21 protein-coding genes and 1 tRNA gene are annotated in these 18,933 nt (G+C 57.5%); 7 read left to right on the top strand and 15 right to left on the bottom strand.

The annotated features are described in order from the left end of the window. Window positions 1-37 precede the first annotated feature (37 nt). The 3 genes from G6N80_RS08990 (at window position 38) to G6N80_RS08980 (ending at window position 2,001) form a co-directional block, all read left to right on the top strand. Window positions 38-580 carry a sigma-70 family RNA polymerase sigma factor gene (locus G6N80_RS08990; protein ID WP_062555224.1) on the top strand — a complete coding sequence of 181 codons (543 nt, stop codon included), beginning with the start codon at window positions 38-40 and terminating at the stop codon, window positions 578-580. Further along, window positions 577-1,308, top strand: a complete 732-nt coding sequence (locus tag G6N80_RS08985) for an anti-sigma factor (protein ID WP_165133145.1) — start codon at window positions 577-579, stop codon at window positions 1,306-1,308. Before G6N80_RS08990 ends, G6N80_RS08985 begins: the two co-directional genes overlap by 4 nt. A 132-nt stretch (window positions 1,309-1,440) precedes the next feature. Further along, entirely contained in the window at window positions 1,441-2,001 is a 561-nt protein-coding gene (locus tag G6N80_RS08980) for a fasciclin domain-containing protein (RefSeq protein ID WP_062555226.1), read from the top strand. Window positions 2,002-2,037: 36 nt separating this feature from the next. Here G6N80_RS08980 and yihA read toward each other — a convergent pair whose 3' ends face one another. From yihA to rpmH, 5 genes are all read right to left on the bottom strand, one after another. Beyond that, window positions 2,038-2,694 carry a ribosome biogenesis GTP-binding protein YihA/YsxC gene (gene yihA, locus G6N80_RS08975; RefSeq protein WP_062555227.1) on the bottom strand — a complete coding sequence of 219 codons (657 nt, stop codon included), beginning with the start codon at window positions 2,692-2,694 and terminating at the stop codon, window positions 2,038-2,040. A gap of 51 nt (window positions 2,695-2,745) precedes the next feature. Then, entirely contained in the window at window positions 2,746-3,666 is a 921-nt protein-coding gene (locus G6N80_RS08970; protein ID WP_244484757.1) for a DMT family transporter, read from the bottom strand. A 62-nt stretch (window positions 3,667-3,728) separates the two neighbouring features. Then, window positions 3,729-5,531: a membrane protein insertase YidC gene (gene yidC, locus G6N80_RS08965; RefSeq protein ID WP_062555228.1), complete on the bottom strand. Its 1,803-nt coding sequence runs from the start codon at window positions 5,529-5,531 to the stop codon at window positions 3,729-3,731. Continuing rightward, entirely contained in the window at window positions 5,531-5,905 is a 375-nt protein-coding gene (gene rnpA, locus G6N80_RS08960) for a ribonuclease P protein component (protein ID WP_376748540.1), read from the bottom strand. The genes yidC and rnpA overlap by 1 nt, the downstream gene beginning before the upstream one ends. Window positions 5,906-5,951: 46 nt before the next feature. Beyond that, window positions 5,952-6,086, bottom strand: a complete 135-nt coding sequence (rpmH, locus tag G6N80_RS08955; RefSeq protein WP_062555230.1) for a 50S ribosomal protein L34 — start codon at window positions 6,084-6,086, stop codon at window positions 5,952-5,954. 350 nt (window positions 6,087-6,436) lie between these two features. Here rpmH and G6N80_RS08950 point away from each other — a divergent pair, with 350 nt between their 5' ends. The 3 genes from G6N80_RS08950 to G6N80_RS08940 all read left to right on the top strand — a co-directional run bounded on the left by G6N80_RS08950 (window position 6,437) and on the right by G6N80_RS08940 (window position 10,342). Next, a complete protein-coding gene (locus tag G6N80_RS08950) occupies window positions 6,437-8,497 on the top strand; it encodes a methyl-accepting chemotaxis protein (RefSeq protein WP_062555231.1) in 2,061 nt (686 codons plus the stop codon). A gap of 133 nt (window positions 8,498-8,630) precedes the next feature. Next, complete coding sequence (locus G6N80_RS08945; RefSeq protein ID WP_062555478.1) at window positions 8,631-10,133, top strand: sensor histidine kinase; 1,503 nt, start codon at window positions 8,631-8,633, stop codon at window positions 10,131-10,133. Window positions 10,134-10,265: 132 nt separating this feature from the next. After that, window positions 10,266-10,342 (top strand) — tRNA-Arg (locus tag G6N80_RS08940). Between the two features lie 36 nt (window positions 10,343-10,378). Here G6N80_RS08940 and G6N80_RS08935 read toward each other — a convergent pair. The 9 genes from G6N80_RS08935 to G6N80_RS08895 form a co-directional block, all read right to left on the bottom strand. Beyond that, complete coding sequence (locus G6N80_RS08935) at window positions 10,379-10,795, bottom strand: curlin (RefSeq protein WP_062555232.1); 417 nt, start codon at window positions 10,793-10,795, stop codon at window positions 10,379-10,381. 204 nt (window positions 10,796-10,999) lie between these two features. Further along, complete coding sequence (gene csgH / locus G6N80_RS08930) at window positions 11,000-11,392, bottom strand: curli-like amyloid fiber formation chaperone CsgH (protein ID WP_165133142.1); 393 nt, start codon at window positions 11,390-11,392, stop codon at window positions 11,000-11,002. A 51-nt stretch (window positions 11,393-11,443) separates the two neighbouring features. Continuing rightward, window positions 11,444-11,875, bottom strand: coding sequence for a curlin (locus G6N80_RS08925; RefSeq protein ID WP_062555234.1), 432 nt, complete (start codon window positions 11,873-11,875; stop codon window positions 11,444-11,446). A gap of 111 nt (window positions 11,876-11,986) precedes the next feature. Next, entirely contained in the window at window positions 11,987-12,496 is a 510-nt protein-coding gene (locus tag G6N80_RS08920; RefSeq protein ID WP_062555235.1) for a flavin reductase, read from the bottom strand. 93 nt (window positions 12,497-12,589) lie between these two features. Further along, entirely contained in the window at window positions 12,590-13,363 is a 774-nt protein-coding gene (rutD, locus tag G6N80_RS08915; RefSeq protein WP_062555236.1) for a pyrimidine utilization protein D, read from the bottom strand. Window positions 13,364-13,431: 68 nt separating this feature from the next. Beyond that, window positions 13,432-13,821, bottom strand: coding sequence for a pyrimidine utilization protein C (rutC, locus tag G6N80_RS08910; RefSeq protein WP_062555237.1), 390 nt, complete (start codon window positions 13,819-13,821; stop codon window positions 13,432-13,434). A gap of 24 nt (window positions 13,822-13,845) precedes the next feature. Continuing rightward, entirely contained in the window at window positions 13,846-14,592 is a 747-nt protein-coding gene (gene rutB, locus G6N80_RS08905) for a pyrimidine utilization protein B (RefSeq protein WP_062555238.1), read from the bottom strand. After that, entirely contained in the window at window positions 14,589-15,680 is a 1,092-nt protein-coding gene (gene rutA / locus G6N80_RS08900; protein WP_062555239.1) for a pyrimidine utilization protein A, read from the bottom strand. The genes rutB and rutA overlap by 4 nt, the downstream gene beginning before the upstream one ends. A gap of 245 nt (window positions 15,681-15,925) precedes the next feature. Further along, the gene (locus tag G6N80_RS08895) at window positions 15,926-16,648 is read right to left on the bottom strand and encodes a Crp/Fnr family transcriptional regulator (protein WP_165133139.1); all 723 of its coding nucleotides are present in this window, start codon (window positions 16,646-16,648) and stop codon (window positions 15,926-15,928) included. 105 nt (window positions 16,649-16,753) lie between these two features. Here G6N80_RS08895 and hemN point away from each other — a divergent pair, with 105 nt between their 5' ends. Continuing rightward, window positions 16,754-18,103 carry an oxygen-independent coproporphyrinogen III oxidase gene (gene hemN, locus G6N80_RS08890; protein ID WP_165133136.1) on the top strand — a complete coding sequence of 450 codons (1,350 nt, stop codon included), beginning with the start codon at window positions 16,754-16,756 and terminating at the stop codon, window positions 18,101-18,103. Here the strand turns inward: hemN and cysQ are convergent. After that, window positions 18,089-18,916, bottom strand: a complete 828-nt coding sequence (gene cysQ, locus G6N80_RS08885) for a 3'(2'),5'-bisphosphate nucleotidase CysQ (protein WP_165133133.1) — start codon at window positions 18,914-18,916, stop codon at window positions 18,089-18,091. The two genes, hemN and cysQ, sit on opposite strands and share 15 nt — an antisense overlap. Window positions 18,917-18,933 lie beyond the last annotated feature (17 nt).

Here is an 18,933-nt window from a genome sequence, read left to right as displayed (position 1 = left end):
CTTGAGACTGCCAAATGTGCCGTGGGAGATGAGTGCAATGGGTGAGACCGATCTCCCGGATCTGCTGGCCCGGGTAGCCTTGCAGGATCGTGCCGCTTTCCACGCACTTTATCTTGCCGCATCCCCGAAACTTTTCGGTATTTGTCTTCGTCTCCTCAAGGTGCGGTCGGATGCGGAAGATGCGTTACAGGAAATCTTCGTCAAGATCTGGTATCGCGCCGACCGTTTTGTCGGAGGACAGACCAGCGCAATGCCCTGGCTCTGCGCGATTGCGCGGAACCATTCGCTGGATGTGCTGCGAAGCCGCAAGCAAGAGACGGAAAATCTGGACGATGAAGCGGACAGCCTTGTTGATGATGCTCCGGATCCGGAGGCGCAAACTGTGATCAGTGGCGAAGGAAGGCGCATTGACAGGTGCATGCAAGAGTTGGATCCTGATCGGGCACAGGCGGTTCGCGCGGCTTATGTCGATGGCATGAGTTACCAGGAACTGGCGGAACGATACGATGTGCCGCTGAATACGATGCGGACGTGGCTGAGGCGCAGTCTTTTGAAACTGAGAGAGTGCATGGACCGATGACTAGGCCGGACCAGAGCGAAGGGGATCGCGCAAGAGACGAAGTTCTTGCTGGCGAGTATGTTCTGGGCGTGCTGCCCGCCGAAAAGCGTCAGCAGGTCGAACAGCGAATTCGGCGCGACCGCGCCTTTGCGGCTATGGTCGCACGCTGGCAGGAAAATCTGTCGTCCATGGATGATGAATACACTCCTCAACTGCCACCGGACTCTGTGTTTCCGCAAGTGCAACAGCGCCTGTTCACGAGGGGCTCGCAACAGGCGCAGCTTTCGGGACTTGGGCAGCGTCTGTGGTCATCGGCCCCTGTTTGGCGAACCTTGGCCCTTGCCTCGTTCCTGATGCTGATTGGTGTCGCCATCTTTGGTCTGCAGCCTCCGTCTTCCCTGAAGACAGGCGGACAGATGCAGGCGCAACTGAAAGGGCAGGAAGGGACCAATATGAGCCTGCTCGCAAGTTACGAGCCGCGCAGTGGAAGGCTCGTCATGACACCTGTCGCCAATACCCAGGCGGAGCCGAAGTCTCTGCAACTGTGGATGATTGACGGAAACGCCCCGCCGGTTTCACTCGGTCTGATGCCGGAGGGCGCAAACGGCGATGTCATTGTTCCAGACACGATGCGACGCCGTATTACAAATGGTGTCACGCTGGCCGTAAGCCTGGAACCGAAGGGTGGCTCGCCATCCGGCGGTCCTACCGGTCCCGTGCTGATGTCTGGCCAGATGGCTGCTCGCTGATCAGTTCATTTATTTTAGATTAGCTGAAACTTTCTCTTCGCAGCCTTCGTCCTTCTGTATGACCCGACCATTCCGGGCCACCCAACGGGCAAGAGTCCCGTCGGCGTTTGAACGAAGGAAGAGGAAATATCCATGTTCAAATTCGCGATGCACACATTGGCAGCTGTCGCCCTGGTAGCGGGTACCGCCGCTCCCGTCTTCGCTGCAAATCCGAAGGTCGGCGGCGCGCCGATGTATGAAACAAAGACCATCGTCGAGAATGCCGTCAACTCCAAGGATCACACGACGCTGGTTGCTGCTGTGAAGGCTGCCGGTCTTGTCGATACATTGTCCGGCAAGGGCCCCTTCACCGTGTTTGCGCCGACGAATGCCGCATTCAAAAAGCTGCCGAAGGGTGCGGTCGATAACCTCCTGAAGCCGGAAAACAAGGCGCAGTTGCAGAAGGTGCTGACCTGCCATGTTGTCGCGGCTGATGCCATGTCCGGCATGATCGCCAAGATGATCAAGGACGATGGCGGTACGCACGACGTGAAGACGGTTGGCGGATGCATCCTGAAAGCGAAGATGAACAAGGGCCGCATAACGCTGACCGATGAAAATGGAAGCGTTGCTCGTGTCACGATTGCCGATGTGAAGCAGTCGAACGGCGTGATCCACGTGATCGACCGCGTTATGCTGCCGAAGACCATGTAAGAGTCAGACCAAGGTCCGGCCTGGCTCACCGATGCGTCAGGCCGGACGCCCGATCGTCTTCAGGATTTCCGCGCGCAGAGCATCGAGACCTTCGGACTTTTCCGACGATGTCGCCAGAACCTCCGGATAGGCGGCGGGTCGCTTTCGGATCTTCTCCAGCGTTTCGTCGACCAGTTTCGGTACGGCAGGTGCCTTGATCTTGTCGGTCTTTGTCAGGACGATCTGGTAGGAGACGGCCGCCTTGTCGAGTAGCGACAGAACCTCATCATCGTTCTTCTTCAGGCCATGGCGACTGTCTATCAGAACATAGACACGCTTCAGTGTCGCGCGGCCGCGAAGATAATCGAAGACCAGTTTCGTCCAGGCATCCACCTGTTCCTTCGGGGCCTGCGCATAACCGTAACCGGGCATATCCACCAAGGCCATCGGCGGCAGATCGTCGCCTTCACCGGAATAGCCATCGGGGACGAAGTAGTTGAGTTCCTGGGTGCGGCCGGGCGTATTGGACGTGCGTGCCAGACCCTTCTGCCCCACAAGTGCATTGATCAGCGAAGACTTGCCCACATTCGAGCGTCCTGCAAAAGCAACCTCGAGCGGTCCTTCCGGTGGCAGGAATTTCATGGCGGGAACCCCGCGAATGAAAATCCAGGGGTGCCCGAAGATCGGCTTTGTGCTTTTGGTGTCGCTTGTCATGAATAGTGCCTTTGTTTCAGCTCCCGTGCATTCAGGGTTTCGATGCCCGAGTCAAGCAGAACGCGTCAGGTTTTGTGTTTCCTTTGGTCCCGGCCTGTTCAGCAGGTAGGTGAAGAGAGCCCCGAAGACAATCGCTCCGCCGATCAAGGTTCGCTGTGAGGGGATTTCGCCATGCAACAGAACCATCCACATCGGAGCAAGGATCATTTCCAGGGTGCCGAGCAGGGCAGCGAGCGCGGACGGGATCATGCGGGCGCCAGTCACATAAAGCGCCATGCCTAGGCCGAGGTTCAAGGCTCCGAACGCGAAGAGCAGCGCCATATCCTGAGCCGGCGCAAGGAATGAACCGGCCTGAGTTGCTGCGGCAAGCGTTGCAATCAGAGAGCCAAGACAGGCGGCAGGCGTCATCCTGATGCCTGGGTGGCGCCGCGTGATGACCGTCATGCCCGCAAAGATAAGGGCTATGGATGCGGCGAGCGTAAGCCCGATGACGGAAAGGCCTTCACCCAGCGAAGACGAGACCATAATCCCGACACCGCACATTACAGCAATGATGGCCAGCCATGTGACGGGTGTTATCTGCTCCTTGAGGAAGATGCGAGCAAACAGGGCTGCAAAAAGCGGGATGGAGGCCATGAAGAGCACAACGTTCGCAACAGGTGTCATGCTGACGGCCAGAACAAAACAAGTTGAAATGACAGCAAAGCCAGTGGCAATCACCAGCCCTGGCGTTCCCATGGATGAAAACAGCCGCGCTGTTCCTCGAGGCCCATCTCTCAGTATCATGAAGCCAAGCAGGAAGAGTGCAGCAAAGAAGCAGCGCCAGAACACAATCGTCCAGGTGTCATCGATCCGGATGAAGCGCTGGATTGCGCCGCCATAGCTCCAGACGAAAGCAGACGCTGCCACAAGGAGAATACCCATGAAGCGAGACGAAAAACGGTTGGGTATCGGTGTTTCGCCTTTCAGCAACGGGCAACCTCCTGAAACAAAAAAGCCCCGGCTCTGTTGAAGCCGGGGCTGGATGAACCGCGCTATTTCGTTCCTGCCGGTTTTCGCTGGAACATACTCTTGAGATTGCCGAACAGTTCGATCTTGGCACCATGACGCTTCATGATCAGAGCCTGCTGCGTGATGGAGAGGGTGTTGTTCCACGCCCAGTAGATGACGAGACCGGCTGGGAACGACGCCAGCATGAAGGTGAAGACCAGCGGCATCCACGTAAAGATCATGGCCTGCGTCGGATCCGGCGGGGTCGGGTTCATGCGCATCTGCAGGAACATCGTGACACCCATGATGATGGGCCAGATGCCGATCATCAATGCATGCGGCACGTCGTAGGGCAGCAGGCCGAAGAGGTTGAACAGCGATGTCGGATCGGGCGCAGACAGATCCTGGATCCAGCCGAAGAACGGTGCGTGGCGCATTTCGATCGTGACGTAGATGACCTTGTAGAGAGCGAAGAACACCGGGATCTGAAGCAGGACCGGCCAGCAGCCTGCAATCGGGTTGATCTTCTCTTCCTTGTAGAGCTGCATCATCGCCTGTTGCATGGCCATGCGGTCATCGCCATGCTTTGCCTTCAATTCCTCCATCTTTGGCTGAACGCGCTTCATCGCGGCCATGGAAGCGTATTGCTTGCTGGCAAGCGGGAAGAACAATGCCTTGACCACGATGGTGGTGCAGAGGATTGCAACGCCGAAGTTGCCGAAGAAGCGGAAGAAGAAATCCATCAGCTTGAACATCGGCTTGGTGATGAAATAGAACCAACCCCAATCGATGAGCAGATCGAACTTCGGAATTGAGTAGCTCGCTTCATAGCCGTCGACGAGCGGTACTTCCTTGGCGCCTGCAAAGACGAGATTTTTGATCTCGGTCGGCTGGCCCGGCTGGACGGTGAAGCTGTCGGACTTGAAGTCCGCCTGATAGCGCGTCTGACCGTCCGCGAGATAGCGGAACTGGGATTCGTAAGCGAGCGTCTGCGGCGGAATGAGTGTTGCGGCCCAATACTTGTCTGTTATGCCAAGCCAGCCGCCGGTCGCCTTGGGATTGACCGTGGCTTCCTTCTCGACATTGCTATAGCTGTGTTCGGAAAGACCAGCCTCGGAGCCGATGACGCCGAGAAAGCCTTCATGAATCACATAAACGGATGGATGGTTCGGCTTGTTATAGCGTGTGACGCGTCCATAGGTCGAAAGATTTACGGGTGCGCCGGTCGGGTTCTCGATCTTGTCGGTCACCGTCAGCATGTAATGCTCATCGATGGCGACCGTACGGTTGAACACAAGGCCTTTGTCGTTGGTGAACGTCAGCGTCACCGGTGTCTGCACGGTCAGCTTGGCACCTGCAGGAGCCGTCCATACGGTGGACGGACCGGGAACCGTTCCGGTTTCCTGGCTGCCGATGTAGCCAAGTTCGGTGAAATAGCCGTCCTTCGTGTCGGCCGGAGAGAAGAGCACGATGGTCGGGCTCTTCGGATCGACCGTCTCATGGTATTCGCGAAGGCTCAGATCGTCGAAGCGAGCGCCCGTGAGGTTGATGGAGCCGGAGAGTGCAGGCGTGTCGATCACGACGCGTGCGGACTTCGCAAGAGATTCTTCGCGCGTGACCTGGGCCTGAGCCTGTGCGCTGGCAGGCAGGGTGCCGTTCGGCTGTACGCCGGATTGAGCGCCAGGGCTCTCCGGCTGGATGATTTGGCTTTGCCCCTGGCTCGCGAGCCGGGCTTCCTCGGCGCGACGCTGGGCTTCCAACCTCGGATTCATATAGAGGAATTGCCAGGCAAGAACGATCACCACTGAAAGGGCGATCGCGATGAAGTAATTGCGATTCTTTTCCATCATGCTTTCCTGGAACGGGTCTCCTCGGACCGCTTGTGTTTCGGTCTGCTTCCGATCCGCTCGGAAAGCGCTTTCGTCACGTCGGCGAAAGGCGCGCTGAGTAATTCGCGCCGCGCGACAATGACGTAGTCATGACCGTCTTTCATTGCAAACTGGGCGCTTTGACGAACTGCTTCGCGCAGCCGTCGCTTCATCCGGTTTCGCTCAACAGCATTGCCCTGCTTCTTCGTGACCGTGAAGCCGACGCGGGGCTCGCTTGCGGGATCCTTGCGGTCGAGAACCTCCAGAAGGAAGAGGGGTCCACGCCGCTTCTCACCGTCCCTCACGGCAAGAAACTGCGGCCGACTTTTCAGCCGCCCGACAGTTCGCTGCATAATGTCTTTCGACTTCATTGCCCGGTCAATCTCGGGCTATCGACACTTAGGCCGACAGACGCTTGCGGCCACGTGCGCGACGGGCAGCAAGAACCTTGCGACCGCCAGGCGTAGCCATGCGGGCACGAAAGCCGTGACGACGCTTGCGAACAAGCTTGGATGGTTGGTAGGTACGCTTCATTTTTTTAACACCGCGGTGTGCGGCCCTTCTTGAAGTTGCTCCGTGAGGAGCAAGAGCGTTGTTTGAAAACGTTTCGGCCACAGGTGCGCTGTTGCGCTACAGCCTGATATGCCGGACGTGCGCGGCTTATAAGGGCATCAGCCGCGCAAAGTCAATCATTGCCGCCTTCACATCACGGTAACTCTGAATCCAAGTTTGGTTCGTTCACCTATGCGAGTGTACCATTTACGATACAAGCTCTGATTTATGTTCAGGTTTCCTTAATTACTAGATGGCAAAATTTTGGGCAATTGAAGCTGTCCGGGAGCGGGGGCTCAGTAACCGGCGACACGGAAGACAGGAAGGGCGCAATGAGAATTCGAGGCAAAATTAATTTACTTGTTGGTATACTGAGTCTGGTTGCATTGGTTGTCGGCGGACTGTCGCTGTTTGCAATTCTTGAGTACAGCAATCGTATGGCAGCATTTGATAACGCTGCCACGCGTGCCTACAAGGGCGAAACCCTGAACCGCGCGGTTACGGCCGTGGTCATGGAAGCGCGTGGCATCTACGCTGCGAAGGACGCAGCAGACGCCGAGAAGTTTGGCCCCGGCCTCATGAAGAGCCTGGATCAGATTGATCTGGTTCTGGCTTCCTGGCAGCCGCTGGTTCCCAAGGAGCAGCGTGCTGTTTTCGACGCCATGGTCTCGCGCGCAAAGGAATTCCGTGCGTTCCGTTCTGAAACGGTGCGGCTGGCGAAGGAGGAAGGTCCTGTCGCGGCCAACAAGCAGGGTAACAACGAAGCGAACCGTAACAACCGAAAGGCATTTCAGGCCGAAATCGACGCTGTCGTTGCTGCCGACCTTGCCGAACTGGACAGCGTCCAGAAGAGCACGGAAAGCTTCGGTCAGACACTGTTCGTCATGATCGCCACGATTACTGCCATCGGCGTTATCGCAGGCGCTGCTGTCGGCATGTTCATTGGCACTCGTTCGCTGAGCAACCCGATCCTGGGCTTGACTGAAGCGATGAAGCGCCTTGCCAACGGCGACTATTCCACCGACATCCCGTCCATGGGTCGTCAGGATGAGATTGGCGACATGGCTGCTGCCGTCGAGGTATTCAAATCGAACGGTGTCGAAGTCAATCGCATGAACGCGCAGGAAAGCGCAAACCGTGCCAAGAGCGATGCACTCCAAAACCGCATGGCCAGCGTTCTGGCGGCGGCTGCGAGCGGTGATTTCTCATCGCGCATCAATAAGGAATTCGGTGATCCGGCACTCGATCGCTTTGCTCGCAACGTCGATGAACTGCTCGAAGCGGTTGACTCCGGCCTGACCCAGACTGGTGCAATCCTGAAGCGCCTCGCCGTCGGCGATCTGACGGAGACGATGCGCGGAGAATTCCGTGGCGCCTTTGCCGAACTGCAAACCAATGTCAACGAGGCCATCACTGGTCTGCGCAAGACTATGGAAGAGATCCGCAACGCCACGAGCTCGATCAACAGCAACTCTGAAGAGCTCCGTATCGCGGCAGACGATCTTTCCCGCCGGACAGAACAGCAGGCCGCCGCGCTTGAACAGACTTCGGCAGCCCTTGATGAAATCACGGCCGTTGTGAAGACCTCTACGACTCGCGCACAGGAAGCCAGTGAAATGGTGACCGAAGCCAAGCAGAGCGCTGCCCAATCCGCAACTGTTGTTCGTGACGCCATCACAGCAATGGGCCGCATCGAGCAGGCTTCTCACGAAATTTCTCAGATCATCAATGTGATCGATGAAATCGCCTTCCAGACGAACCTGCTGGCTCTGAATGCAGGTGTCGAAGCGGCTCGTGCCGGTGAGGCAGGCAAAGGCTTTGCCGTCGTTGCCCAGGAGGTTCGTGAACTGGCTCAGCGGTCTGCGAACGCCGCCAAGGACATCAAGACGCTTATCACGAAGTCCGGCGATGAGGTTGCTGGCGGCGTGAAGCTTGTGCAGAAGACGGGCGCTTCGCTCCACGAAATCGAGACGCAGGTTCTCAGCATCAACGATCACATCCACTCGATCGCGGTTGCTGCCCGGGAACAGGCAACTGGCCTGCACGAGATCAATACCGCCATCAACCAGATGGACCAGGTCACGCAGAAGAACGCTGCCATGGTGGAAGAGACGTCCGCCGCGACACACAAGCTTTCCAGCGAAACGGCAACACTCTTCTCGCTGCTGTCACACTTCAAGATTGGTGATATGGTCGTCGCTGCGCCTTCGAATTACGCATCCGAAGCAACTGCGCGCCCGGTCGTCTCTCGTGTGCCCCGTGCTGCCGATACGGCATCTGCACCCAAGGCCTCGCCAGCCCGCAAGATGATGGGCAATCTCGCCCGTGCTCTTTCGGTACCAAGCGCTGCCGTGGCGGTTGCCGCCAGTGGCGAGAACTGGGAAGAGTTCTGAGAACTGCCGAATTAACGAACTGTAATGAAGGTTTGGCGTCCGAGGGCTGGAAAAAGCCCTCGGGCGCCATTATCATTTCGTCTTGAGCTAGGTAGGCCCGAAGGCTTGCTGTCAAATGGGAACGGAGTTCCGCATGAGCAGAGTGGCGGATCTATCCGCCCGACAGACACTGGCAGGAGACGATGCGGACGCGGCGATACAGCGGATGCCGCGGCGCCTCCACGGCCTGTCAGGGCGCCTCCTTTGGCTGACAGTCGCCTTCGTCATGTTTGCCGAAGTTCTGATATTCATACCGTCCATCTCCGTGATGCGCACGACCTGGCTGCGCGACAGGCTCGATACGGCCGCTGCGGCTGGCATCGTCATCGACGGCCTGCAGCCAGCTGAATTGCCCCGCGAGGTCCAGGACGACACGCTGCTTGCGACCGGGACGAAGGTTCTAGCGCTGCGCAAGGATGGAACGTCTCGACTTCTGGCGGCCATTGATGTGCCTCCACAGGTTGATGACCAGTACGATCTCGCCAATGAAGGCGCCGTGAACGCCATGCAAAATGCGCTGGATACGCTGCTTCTGGGCGGCGGGAAGGTGATGCGCGTCTTCGGTCCGATCGGTGAGACCGACATGATCATTGAGCTCGTCATGACGGACGATGCCCTTCGCAAGGCGATGATCAGCTTTTCTAAGCTTATGTTCGGTATTTCACTTTTGATCTCAATGGTGACAGCCGGACTGATCTACGTATCGATCAACCGCATGATGATCAGTCCGATCCGCCGTTTGACGCATGGCATGCAGCGCTTTTCCGATCGTCCCGAAGATCCGGACCGAATTTTTCAGCCGGGCAGGGCCAAGGGTGAGCTTGAAGTGGCCGGTCAGCATCTGGCTGCCATGCAGATGGAATTGCAGCGCACACTCAAGCAACAAAAGAATCTTGCCGATCTTGGTCTCGCGGTTTCCAAGATCAATCACGACATGCGCAACATCCTCGCCTCGGCCCAGCTGATGTCCGACCGGCTCGTGGACGTGGAAGATCCCATGGTGCGAAGCTTTGCCCCCAAGCTTCTGCGCACGATTGATCGGGCAGTCGGCTACACCAACGAGGTTCTTGCCTACGGTCAGGCCTCGGAGGCGGCGCCGCGCCGCAGGCTGCTGAAGCTCGCCGACCTCTGTCAGGACGTTCGAGAGATGCTGGCCATTGATCCGGAAGGAACCATTGGATTCGTCGAGCAGATTGCGGAGGATCTGGAGGTTGACGCCGATGGTGAGCAGCTGTTCCGCGTGATCCACAATCTGTGTCGAAACGCCGTTCAGGCACTCAGCCAGGCTGAGCCGGGCGAAGACGGGCAGGCTCACCGTATTTCGCTCAGTGCGCAGCGTGTGGGATCGGTTGTCAGCATCATCATCGACGACAATGGACCCGGCATGCCGCAGAAGGCCCGTGAAAACCTCTTCACGGCGTTTCGGGGCGCTGCCCGCTCTGGTGGAACGGGCTTAGGCCTAGCCATAGCGCGTGAGCTCGTGCTCGCGCACGGGGGTACAATTGCGCTTGTTGAGAAGCCGGGACGGGGCACGCAATTTCGCATAGAGATTCCTGATCGACCAGTCTCACTGGAGAGCTATCGCGCGAGGGCATGAAAATAACCGATATTTATCAATAGCTTGACCATATATTTCAAGAAAATGACGTCTGATTTTTCAAAAGCGCTTGCAATCCTAAACGTAACGCTTTAGAGGATCGCCAACGCCGACGGACAGTCGGTGAGGCAAGCACCCGTAGCTCAGCTGGATAGAGCACCAGACTACGAATCTGGGGGTCAGGAGTTCGAATCTCTTCGGGTGCGCCATTCCTCTTCCAACGACATTGATAGAACGTGAGCGGATCACCGCCATCCGTAGCTGAACGTCAGGCCGCTTTCGTGGCCATGTTGCTCTACGTCGGTCGCCGCACCGCGACCGTACTGAAATATGCCGTAGGCATTGTCGTCGCCGTTCTGGCGCAGTGTCGCGGAGTGGTCGCTGCCGCGCTGCCGGATGAATCCCACATTGTCTCTCCCGTTCTGCGCGACGCCAGCTTCATTGTGTGAACCGTCCTGCCGGATCTCTCCTTGCTTCAATCCCCGATACATGGAGTAGAGCCTTATGCCGGTCGAAAGCAGGTCTCCACCCTGATCCCGCGAAGGGTTGAGCGTGAAGGAGACCGACCCTCCTGCATAAGCGGGCGTTTGCGTGCCAAGCGACAGGGAAAGGGCTGTCAAAGCAAGAGCGGCTACGGGTGTCTTCAGCAGGCGGTTCATCATCGGTCTCCTCTTGATCTGAGCCTAAAGAGACCTTGCCATGCCGTGGCTGAATGGCTGCGGAATCAGGTGTTTAACTCTCGTTTAACTTCTTTGGTCGGACATGCCATGCGGCATGGCGGGCCGCAGATCGGCACGATCTTTCAAAAGAAAATCCGGCTCACGGGAGCCGGATTATCAAATCGTATTGCTGGTGTGTGGTGGGACTCAAATCTTTGCGGCAACGGTTTCCGTGCAGTTCGCGCTGGTCCCGCCGGCTTTTACCTCCAGCTTCGCGTCATAGCTCGATCCTGAACCAAGTGATACCATTCCCAGCGAATTCGGCTTGGCAGGATCCGCATTGAACGGTCCACCTTGCTGGATCACGCTGTTGCCGCCTTGTCCTGATCCATCGACCATAAGTCGGTAGGTGCCCTCTACGCTTTTCTCCGCGAACGCGAGAGCTTCCAGTGTGACGTTGCCGCCAGATTTCGTGACGCGAAGCTCGCAGCGTAGCGGACCCTTGCTTGAGCCCGCGATGGCAAGCCCTGCCGTTCCGCCCACTGCTGCGAGCAGGAGGGCGACGATGACGGTGCTCTTGGCATTGGTATTGATGAACATGGCCATTCTCCAAACAAACTGGCATGCGTGGGCGGATGTCGTGGCTTGAAATTAATCGCAGGACTGGACGAAGGCCGCGATATTACCGCTGCCGGCCTGCGCTACATTCGCGCTACAGCCACGGCCCACCTGAACACCGGCAGCGATATTGCCATTGCCGTCCTGGGTGAGGATAGTCTGATGATCGGAGCCGAACTGGCCGACACCTGCGCTGTTGCGGCTTCCGGTCTGATAGGTGCTGGCGGAATTGCGGTTGCCGTCCTGGCCCGTGACGGAGAGGTTGTCGTAACCGCGCTGATGAGAGGCCGCTGAGTTGCCGTAGCCGTTCTGGTAGGATCTTATGCGGTTCCAGGATCCATGCTGCGCGCCGCCAGCGGAATTGGACCATCCGTATTGATCGATCCGGACATCGTTGGCCAAGGCCGGCACAGCAGCAGTGAGGCTGGTCAGGGCTGCAAGAGCGATGAGAGTTTTGCGGATCATGAAAGCGTCTCCTTGTGCGGATCGTTCCGCCATTGAACGCTTTCTTTTTAAGTTGCCGATGCGGAATGGCGTCTGAAGACGCCATTTAGCTGCCGTTCATGCCGTGATTGATCACACTGTTCTGTATTCGCGGTCGAAATAGATCAGGCCTTGGCCCTCGCTCCGGATATCGATCGTCTCGACAGAGCAGAAAAGGACGTCATGAGTTCCGCCATCGGCGACGGAGGAGATCGTGCAGTCGAAACTCGCAAGGGCTCCCTCCAGACGCAGGCAGCCGGTCTCCGTCCGGGACCAGGTCGCTGCCGCGAACCGTTCGTCTACCGGTGTCTTGCCGCCAAAAAGGCGGCTGAGGCTTTCATGTTCGCTGGCCAGAATGTTGACGCAGATTGCGCGATTGGCCGCAACCGCCGGATAAGCGGAAGAGCCCTTGTTGAGGCAGACGAGAAGCATCGGAGGAGAATCCGACACAGAACATACGGCGGTTGCCGCAAAGCCCGCCCGGCCACCATCCCCATCCGTGGTCACGATGGTGACCGCAGCAGCCAGACGCGCCATGGCATCTCGGAAAATCTGGCGCATGTCAGTCTCGGTGGCGGAGAGAAGTTGAGGCGAAGCGGGCATTTTAGATGTCTCCAGAGGGGCAATCGTCTTGGACGTTACGGAGGAAGCAGCGTTAAGGTTCAACGGCGTGGCTCTCAAACTGTCATAGCTTGTTTAAGATGAAAGAAATTCCTCAACCTCGGCGTTGAAGCGATCCGGCAGGGTAATGTTCATGGCGTGACCTCCCTGGTCCCAGACAGACAGGGTTGAATGGGTCAGTCCCTGGTCAAGCCGCACGGACCGGGTGAACGGTACCAGCAGGTCGTCTTTCGTCGCCATGAGCAAGGTCTTGCAGGAGATGCGATCAAGCGCTGCATCCACATCGAAGGCTCGAAGTGCAGCGATACGCCGCGTCACGTTTTCTTTGCCCTGAAAGTGCAGCATGCCATGCTCATCATCCCGGGCAAGCCGTTCGGCGTTTTCGCTCATCCACCATGAAGGGTATAGAAACAGAGGCTGTGCCTTCACGAAGGCAGGCACACCGGACTTCTCCAGCAATTCCAGGCGGATATCGAAGCAGCGGCCGGAATGCGGGTCGGCCTTGCTCCAGGCGTTGATCAGAATGAGTTTGTCGATAAGGCCAGGCTTGCGAAGAGCGATGTCGAGGCCAATCAACCCACCCAGCGCATGACCCATGAAATGAAAGCTCTTGAGGCCGACAACCTCGACGATTTCCAGCACATCGTCGGCCATGGCCGCAATGCCGCCTGTCACTGGAACTTCGCCGCCTGTTTGTCCGCACCCACGATGATCATAGGTAATGACACGGAAATGCTTCGAGAGCGCCGGGATCTGTGGTGCCCAATAGGCACCTGAGCCGCCGAGTCCGGATGAAAGAAGAATGGTTGGCGCATCTGGTTCGGACAGGCCGTGGATCTCGTAATGCATGGTCTGCTCTTGGCTGAAGTGGGCAGGGAGCCTCCCCGACGCCAAGGCGCGAGGGGGAGGCCATCGGTTTATTTCGTTCCGATATGTGCGACGGTGGCAATTTCCACCAGAGCGTCCGGCTTCACCAGCCCGCACTGCACGCAGTAACGAGCCGGCTTGTCGCCGGGAAAATATTCGGCATAGACCTTGTTGATGGCCTGATAGTTCGACCAATCGGTGAGGAAGATGTGGTTCATGGTGACATCTTCCATCGTGCCGCCCGCCGTCTCGATAACCGACTTGATGGTCTCCAGCACATGGCGTGTCTGCGCCGCCGCGTCGCCCACGTGCACGACGTCGTTGTTCTTGTCGAAGGGAAGTGTGCCCGAAACGTAAACCACGCCATCGGCGAGCGTGCCGGGGGAGTAGGGCGCGATCGGCTTCTGCGTGCCTTCGGGAACGATGATGGTCTTCGGCATGATCTCTCTCCTGATATGAAAATGTTATTCGGCCGCTTCGGCGGGTGCTGCCTGACCGATCGCGCCGCAGAAATCATTGACGGTGGAAACCCAGCCGAAGAATTTCTCGACATTGTAGACCGTCGCCTGCTGGATGAAGTCCGGTCCCAGATGATGGGTCGCGTCTTCCAGCATCACGCCGAAATATTCGAGATGAAAGGCGTCGCGCAGCGAGCTTTCCACGCAGACATTGGTGGCAATGCCAACAAAGACGAGATTGCGTATGCCGCGTGCGCGCAGCACGCTGTCCATGTTGGTGTTGAAGAAACCGGAATAGCGGGTCTTCGGCACCAGGATATCGCCCGGTTGCGGCTGAAGCTCGTCCACGATGGCGTAATCCCAACCACCCTTGGACAACAGCTGGCCATGCAATTCCGGGCGTTTGCGCATGGTCTTCAGCGCGTTGGATTTGTGCCAGTTGGGTGAGCCGGGGCCGCCAGCCTCCACGTAGTCCTTGTCCCAGCCGTTCTGGAAATAAACAACCAGAACGCCTGCCGCGCGTGCCGCATCCAGCGTTTTCTTGATGTTGGAAATCGTCCCCTTGGCGCCTGAGATATCGAAGCCCGCGAGATCCACATAACCGCCTTCGGTGGAATAGGCGTTTTGCATGTCCACCACTACGACGGCAGTTTCAGACGGCTTCAGTGAAATCGGTTCGGGTCGAGCCGGAAGCGTCACGCTCTTTGCCAGTTCCGGGCGAGGCTGATAGCCTGCAACAACGGTCTCGCTCATTCTGCGGCCTCCAGCATGGGCTGGATGTGGGCGCGGCTCTTCATCAGCGGCTGTACGAACCGGCCGAACTTTTCGATGCCCTCCAGGAAGTCGTCGAAGGTCAGCATCACGCCGCCGGTGCCGGGCACTTCGCTCATCTCATCCAGCATGGCTGCCACTTCCGCATAGGAGCCGATCAAGGTGCCCATGTTAATGTTGACGGCGGAAACCGGATTGGACATGTGGCGCACGTTGGTATCGGAGCCGGATTTGGTGTCGGCGGCACTCTGCAGGCCAAGCCACTTTATGGCTTCTTCATCCGCACCTGCCTTGTAGTGTTCCCACTTGGCGAAGGCGGCTTCTGTCGTTTCTTCCGCGATCACCATGGTCAGTACGAAGGAGCGTACTTCACGACCGGTCTTTTCCGTGGCGGCCAGAAGCCGCTCATTGGTCGGCGCAAAGGCCTTGGGCGTGTTGACGCCCACGCCGAAGCAGAAGCTGTAGTCGGCAAACTGTGCCGAGAACGCCATGCCTGAATTCGAAGAACCGGCGCAGATGAGCTTCACATCGCCCTGCGGCACCGGCTTCATGCGGCAATCATCCATCTGGAAATACTTGCCCTTCAGGTCGGACTGGCCGGTGGTAAGCAGGTCCTTCAGAACGGTCGTGTATTCGCTCAGATACTCGTACCGGTCTGAGAAATAGTCATCTCCCGGCCACAGGCCCATCTGGCTGTATTCGGGTCGCTGCCAACCGGTCACAAGATTGACGCCAAAGCGTCCGCCCGAAATCGAATCGATGGTTGTGGCCATGCGTGCGACGATGGCCGGTGGCATGATGAGCGTAGCGGCAGTGCCGAAGAGCTTGATCCTGGAGGTAACGGCGGCAAGACCCGCCATGAGCGTAAAGCTTTCCAGATTATAGTCCCAGAACTCCGTCTTTCCTCCAAAGCCACGCAGCTTGATCATTGAGAGCGCAAAGTCGAAGCCGTACTTCTCCGCCCGGAGCGTTATCTCCTTGTTCAGCTCGAAGCTCGGCTTGTACTGCGGCGCATTTTCCGAAAGCAGCCAACCATTGTTGCCGATTGGAATGAAGACACCGATTTCCATGAAATTGCTCCTTTCAGTCGTTTTCGGTCCAGAGACCTGCTGAGACAGAGGTAGCAAACGGCGTGCCAAGCTGATTAATGCAACAAAATCAGAGGTTTGATTTTTGGAGACTGGGAAAATTTATCAAATGGTCAAAAAATGCCTATCCGTTAGACAGGCAGCCGTCCTCCCGAGCAGCTGATGAGCAGTGCGCTGCTTATATTTTGATCTAGATCAATTGGTAGGCAAAGTGTCGGCGCCGTATTTTATCCGGCGCGGATGCGCAGTTTGGTAAAATTAAGAACCTCGATATGCCGGTTTGCGGTAATCGAGATGACCTTTTCGCCCTTGAGCTTTGAAAGCTGGCGGGAGACAGTTTCGATTGTAAGGCCGAGATAATCTGCGATATCCAGCCGGGAGACGGGGAGGTCAAACACGCGTCTCTCGCCTTCTGCGTCCGGATCCAGATGCGTGGCAATCAGCAGAAGCAGGCTGGCTACCTTTTCAGCAGCGGTCTTGCGGCCAAGTGTAACCATCCAGTCTCGTGCCTCATCCAGTTCCCGCAGGGACTGATCCATCAGTCTTTTGCGCAGTTCCGGGTTTCCGTCGATCAGCCTTTCCAGAATGCGACGCGGTACTCGGCAGACATCCACATCCGATGCGGCTTCGGCAGTCATCGGGCTTTCGCTGGCATAGAGCCTGCCGACAAGATCCGGGGCAAACTGTAGTCCCACGATCTGCTGCCGGCCATCCTCAAGCGTCTTCGAGAGCTTCACCACGCCCCGCATGATGTTGTCATAGGCATCGATATCGGTGCTTTCACCGACGAGTTCCTCACCGGCGGGCTGGCTGACTTGCCTCGTATGCTTCGAGAGCAATGTCAGTTCCATGCCGTTCAAGGCGCCACACATGCCCTTGTGGCGAACCTCGCAGCTCTTGCAGAGTTCGGGGATGTCTGAGTTGTGAATGTCGAGGCGTGAAATATCCATGGCGCGCCTGTTATAGCGGCTTCTTGAGGAGGCTTCCATTCCACTTGATCTTGATCAAGGAATGGCGGCTCCGAGCTTCTAATGTCGCTGCAAAAGGAACATCCCATGCAGCCAGAACTTATCCGTCGCTATGCCATCGCGGTTCCCCGTTACACCAGTTATCCGACTGCGCCCCATTTCCATGCGGGCGTGAACGGCGAGACCTATGCTGATTGGCTTGCACGCGAAGACGGAGAAACAGGCCTTTCGCTCTACCTGCATATCCCGTTTTGTGATCGGCTCTGTTGGTATTGCGGCTGCCATACCAAGCAGACCAAGCGCTACGAGCCGGTGGCCGGATATATGGATGCTCTGCTGGCAGAGATCGAACTGGTCGCTTGCCATCTGCCAAAGCGCCGTAAGGTTGGCAGCATTCATTTCGGCGGCGGCTCACCGACGATCCTCTCGATCCCGGATCTCATGCGGATCAGGGGAGCGTTGGACCGGAATTTCGACGTAGAGGAGGGGGCCGAGATCAGCGTCGAGATCGATCCGGGTTTCGTAGATCGCGAGAAGCTGGAGGGCTGGCGAGCCTTTGGTGTGACGCGCGCGAGTGTTGGAGTGCAGGACTTCGATCCGAAGGTTCAGGCCGCCATCAACCGTCCTCAGTCTTTCGAGCAGACGCATATGATTGTTTCGCTTCTGAGAGAGTTGGAGATCGGAGGCATCAATCTCGATGTCGTCTACGGCCTGCCGCATCAGACACGCTCCAGTCTGGAGAGAACTCTCACGATGGCACTGTCCATGCAGCCGGAACGGTTTGCGATCTTTGGCTATGCCCATGTGCCGTGGATGAAGAAGCACCAGACCTTGATCGACGAGAAAGCGCTGGCGGGTGTCGAGGAGCGTTTCGCCATGCAGCAACTTATCAGCGACATGGTAACGGCTGAAGGCTACCTCGCGGTCGGAATCGATCATTTCGCCAAGCCAGGTGACAGTCTCGCTGTCGCGCTCGACGCAGGCGAAGTAAAGCGCAATTTTCAGGGTTACACCACAGATAGCGCTCCGAGCCTGATTGGTCTGGGTGCTTCCGCCATCGGCAAGGTGCAGGCGGGTTACGCACAGAACATCGTGGCGACTGGCGAATACATGCGCGCCGTGAATGAAGGCCGGCTTCCCATTGGAAAAGGCATCGAACTGACGGTGACTGATCGTGTAGTCGGAAGCGCCATCGAGCAGTTGATGTGCTCTTACGGCTTCTCCATGCGCGATCTACGCCGTGAATATGGCGCTGCAGCGGATATTCTGTTGGCCGATGCCGCTCGTCTTCAACAGCAGGATCAGGATGGGTTCATCAGCTTTGATGGTGACCGCTTCGAAGTGAAAGAGGCGGGCCGGGTGTTCGTTCGCACGATTGCGGCCGGCTTTGATCAGTATTTTGGCCGAAACGCCGCGCGCCACTCAGTTGCTGTCTGAAGAGTTGCTGTCTAACGAGGGCTGGCCCCAGGCGAAAAAGCCCGGATTGGCGAAATCAGCATCGCCACTCTGGCCCGTCTTTCCGTATTTCAGGGGGGTGCCTTCGGCAGTCAGGGTCATGCCGCCGGCGGCACGTAAAACTGCATCCCCTGCCGCAGTGTCCCACTCCATGGTTCGATTGTATCGCGCGTAAAGATCTGCCGCGCCTTCCGCCAGAACACCGAATTTCAGGGATGAGCCGACAATACGGCAATCTTTCACGCCAAGCGAATCCAGATAGGGACCAATAAAGGCGTCGCGATGTGAGCGACTGGTCAGTGCAACCGGCGGCGTCTGCCGAGGCCGGACGCGGATTTGCCTCCGCTCGATAACCTCATCGTTCCCGCCAATCGCAAGCTTCCATGCGCCTGACACTCCGCCGACATAGGCTGTCGCCAGAACTGGAGCGTAAACGATACCCGCCACCGGCACCCCATGTTCAATCAGGGCAATGTTGACGGTAAATTCTCCATTGCGGCTGATGAATTCCCGCGTCCCATCCAGCGGATCGATCAGCAGGAACCGCCCGCCACTGATGTCCGGCTGAATGCCTTGCGACATCTGCTCTTCCGCGATCACAGGAATATCGACAAGAGCAGGCGCAAGAACCGCCAGGATTTCCGCTTCCGCGGCTATATCCGCCTCCGTGACAGGCGAGGAATCCTCTTTCGTGTCCACGCTGCAACCGCATTCATAAATGTCGAGGATGATCCGTCCGGCTCGCAAAGCGGCGGTCTCGAACAGGGCGAGAAGTTGCGTTTCGAAATCAGTCATCCGTCTGGAATGCGGCA

Origin of the sequence: Rhizobium rhizoryzae, assembly GCF_011046895.1 — a bacterium.
Lineage (GTDB): Bacteria > Pseudomonadota > Alphaproteobacteria > Rhizobiales > Rhizobiaceae > Neorhizobium > Neorhizobium rhizoryzae.
The sequence above is the reverse complement of the archived record's forward strand: the minus strand, read 5'-3'. Positions and strand labels throughout refer to the sequence as shown.

Excerpts from the sequence above, each read along its gene's own strand:
- G6N80_RS08990 (WP_062555224.1), top strand. The coding sequence starts at position 38 with ATGGGTGAGACCGATCTCCCGGATCTGCTGGCCCGGGTAGCCTTGCAG.
- G6N80_RS08985 (WP_165133145.1), top strand. The coding sequence starts at position 577 with ATGACTAGGCCGGACCAGAGCGAAGGGGATCGCGCAAGAGACGAAGTT.
- G6N80_RS08980 (WP_062555226.1), top strand. The coding sequence starts at position 1,441 with ATGTTCAAATTCGCGATGCACACATTGGCAGCTGTCGCCCTGGTAGCG.
- yihA (WP_062555227.1), bottom strand. The coding sequence starts at position 2,694 with ATGACAAGCGACACCAAAAGCACAAAGCCGATCTTCGGGCACCCCTGG.
- yidC (WP_062555228.1), bottom strand. The coding sequence starts at position 5,531 with ATGGAAAAGAATCGCAATTACTTCATCGCGATCGCCCTTTCAGTGGTG.
- rnpA (WP_376748540.1), bottom strand. The coding sequence starts at position 5,905 with ATGCAGCGAACTGTCGGGCGGCTGAAAAGTCGGCCGCAGTTTCTTGCC.
- rpmH (WP_062555230.1), bottom strand. The coding sequence starts at position 6,086 with ATGAAGCGTACCTACCAACCATCCAAGCTTGTTCGCAAGCGTCGTCAC.
- G6N80_RS08950 (WP_062555231.1), top strand. The coding sequence starts at position 6,437 with ATGAGAATTCGAGGCAAAATTAATTTACTTGTTGGTATACTGAGTCTG.
- G6N80_RS08945 (WP_062555478.1), top strand. The coding sequence starts at position 8,631 with ATGAGCAGAGTGGCGGATCTATCCGCCCGACAGACACTGGCAGGAGAC.
- G6N80_RS08935 (WP_062555232.1), bottom strand. The coding sequence starts at position 10,795 with ATGATGAACCGCCTGCTGAAGACACCCGTAGCCGCTCTTGCTTTGACA.
- csgH (WP_165133142.1), bottom strand. The coding sequence starts at position 11,392 with ATGTTCATCAATACCAATGCCAAGAGCACCGTCATCGTCGCCCTCCTG.
- G6N80_RS08925 (WP_062555234.1), bottom strand. The coding sequence starts at position 11,875 with ATGATCCGCAAAACTCTCATCGCTCTTGCAGCCCTGACCAGCCTCACT.
- G6N80_RS08920 (WP_062555235.1), bottom strand. The coding sequence starts at position 12,496 with ATGCCCGCTTCGCCTCAACTTCTCTCCGCCACCGAGACTGACATGCGC.
- rutD (WP_062555236.1), bottom strand. The coding sequence starts at position 13,363 with ATGCATTACGAGATCCACGGCCTGTCCGAACCAGATGCGCCAACCATT.
- rutC (WP_062555237.1), bottom strand. The coding sequence starts at position 13,821 with ATGCCGAAGACCATCATCGTTCCCGAAGGCACGCAGAAGCCGATCGCG.
- rutB (WP_062555238.1), bottom strand. The coding sequence starts at position 14,592 with ATGAGCGAGACCGTTGTTGCAGGCTATCAGCCTCGCCCGGAACTGGCA.
- rutA (WP_062555239.1), bottom strand. The coding sequence starts at position 15,680 with ATGGAAATCGGTGTCTTCATTCCAATCGGCAACAATGGTTGGCTGCTT.
- G6N80_RS08895 (WP_165133139.1), bottom strand. The coding sequence starts at position 16,648 with ATGGATATTTCACGCCTCGACATTCACAACTCAGACATCCCCGAACTC.
- hemN (WP_165133136.1), top strand. The coding sequence starts at position 16,754 with ATGCAGCCAGAACTTATCCGTCGCTATGCCATCGCGGTTCCCCGTTAC.
- cysQ (WP_165133133.1), bottom strand. The coding sequence starts at position 18,916 with ATGACTGATTTCGAAACGCAACTTCTCGCCCTGTTCGAGACCGCCGCT.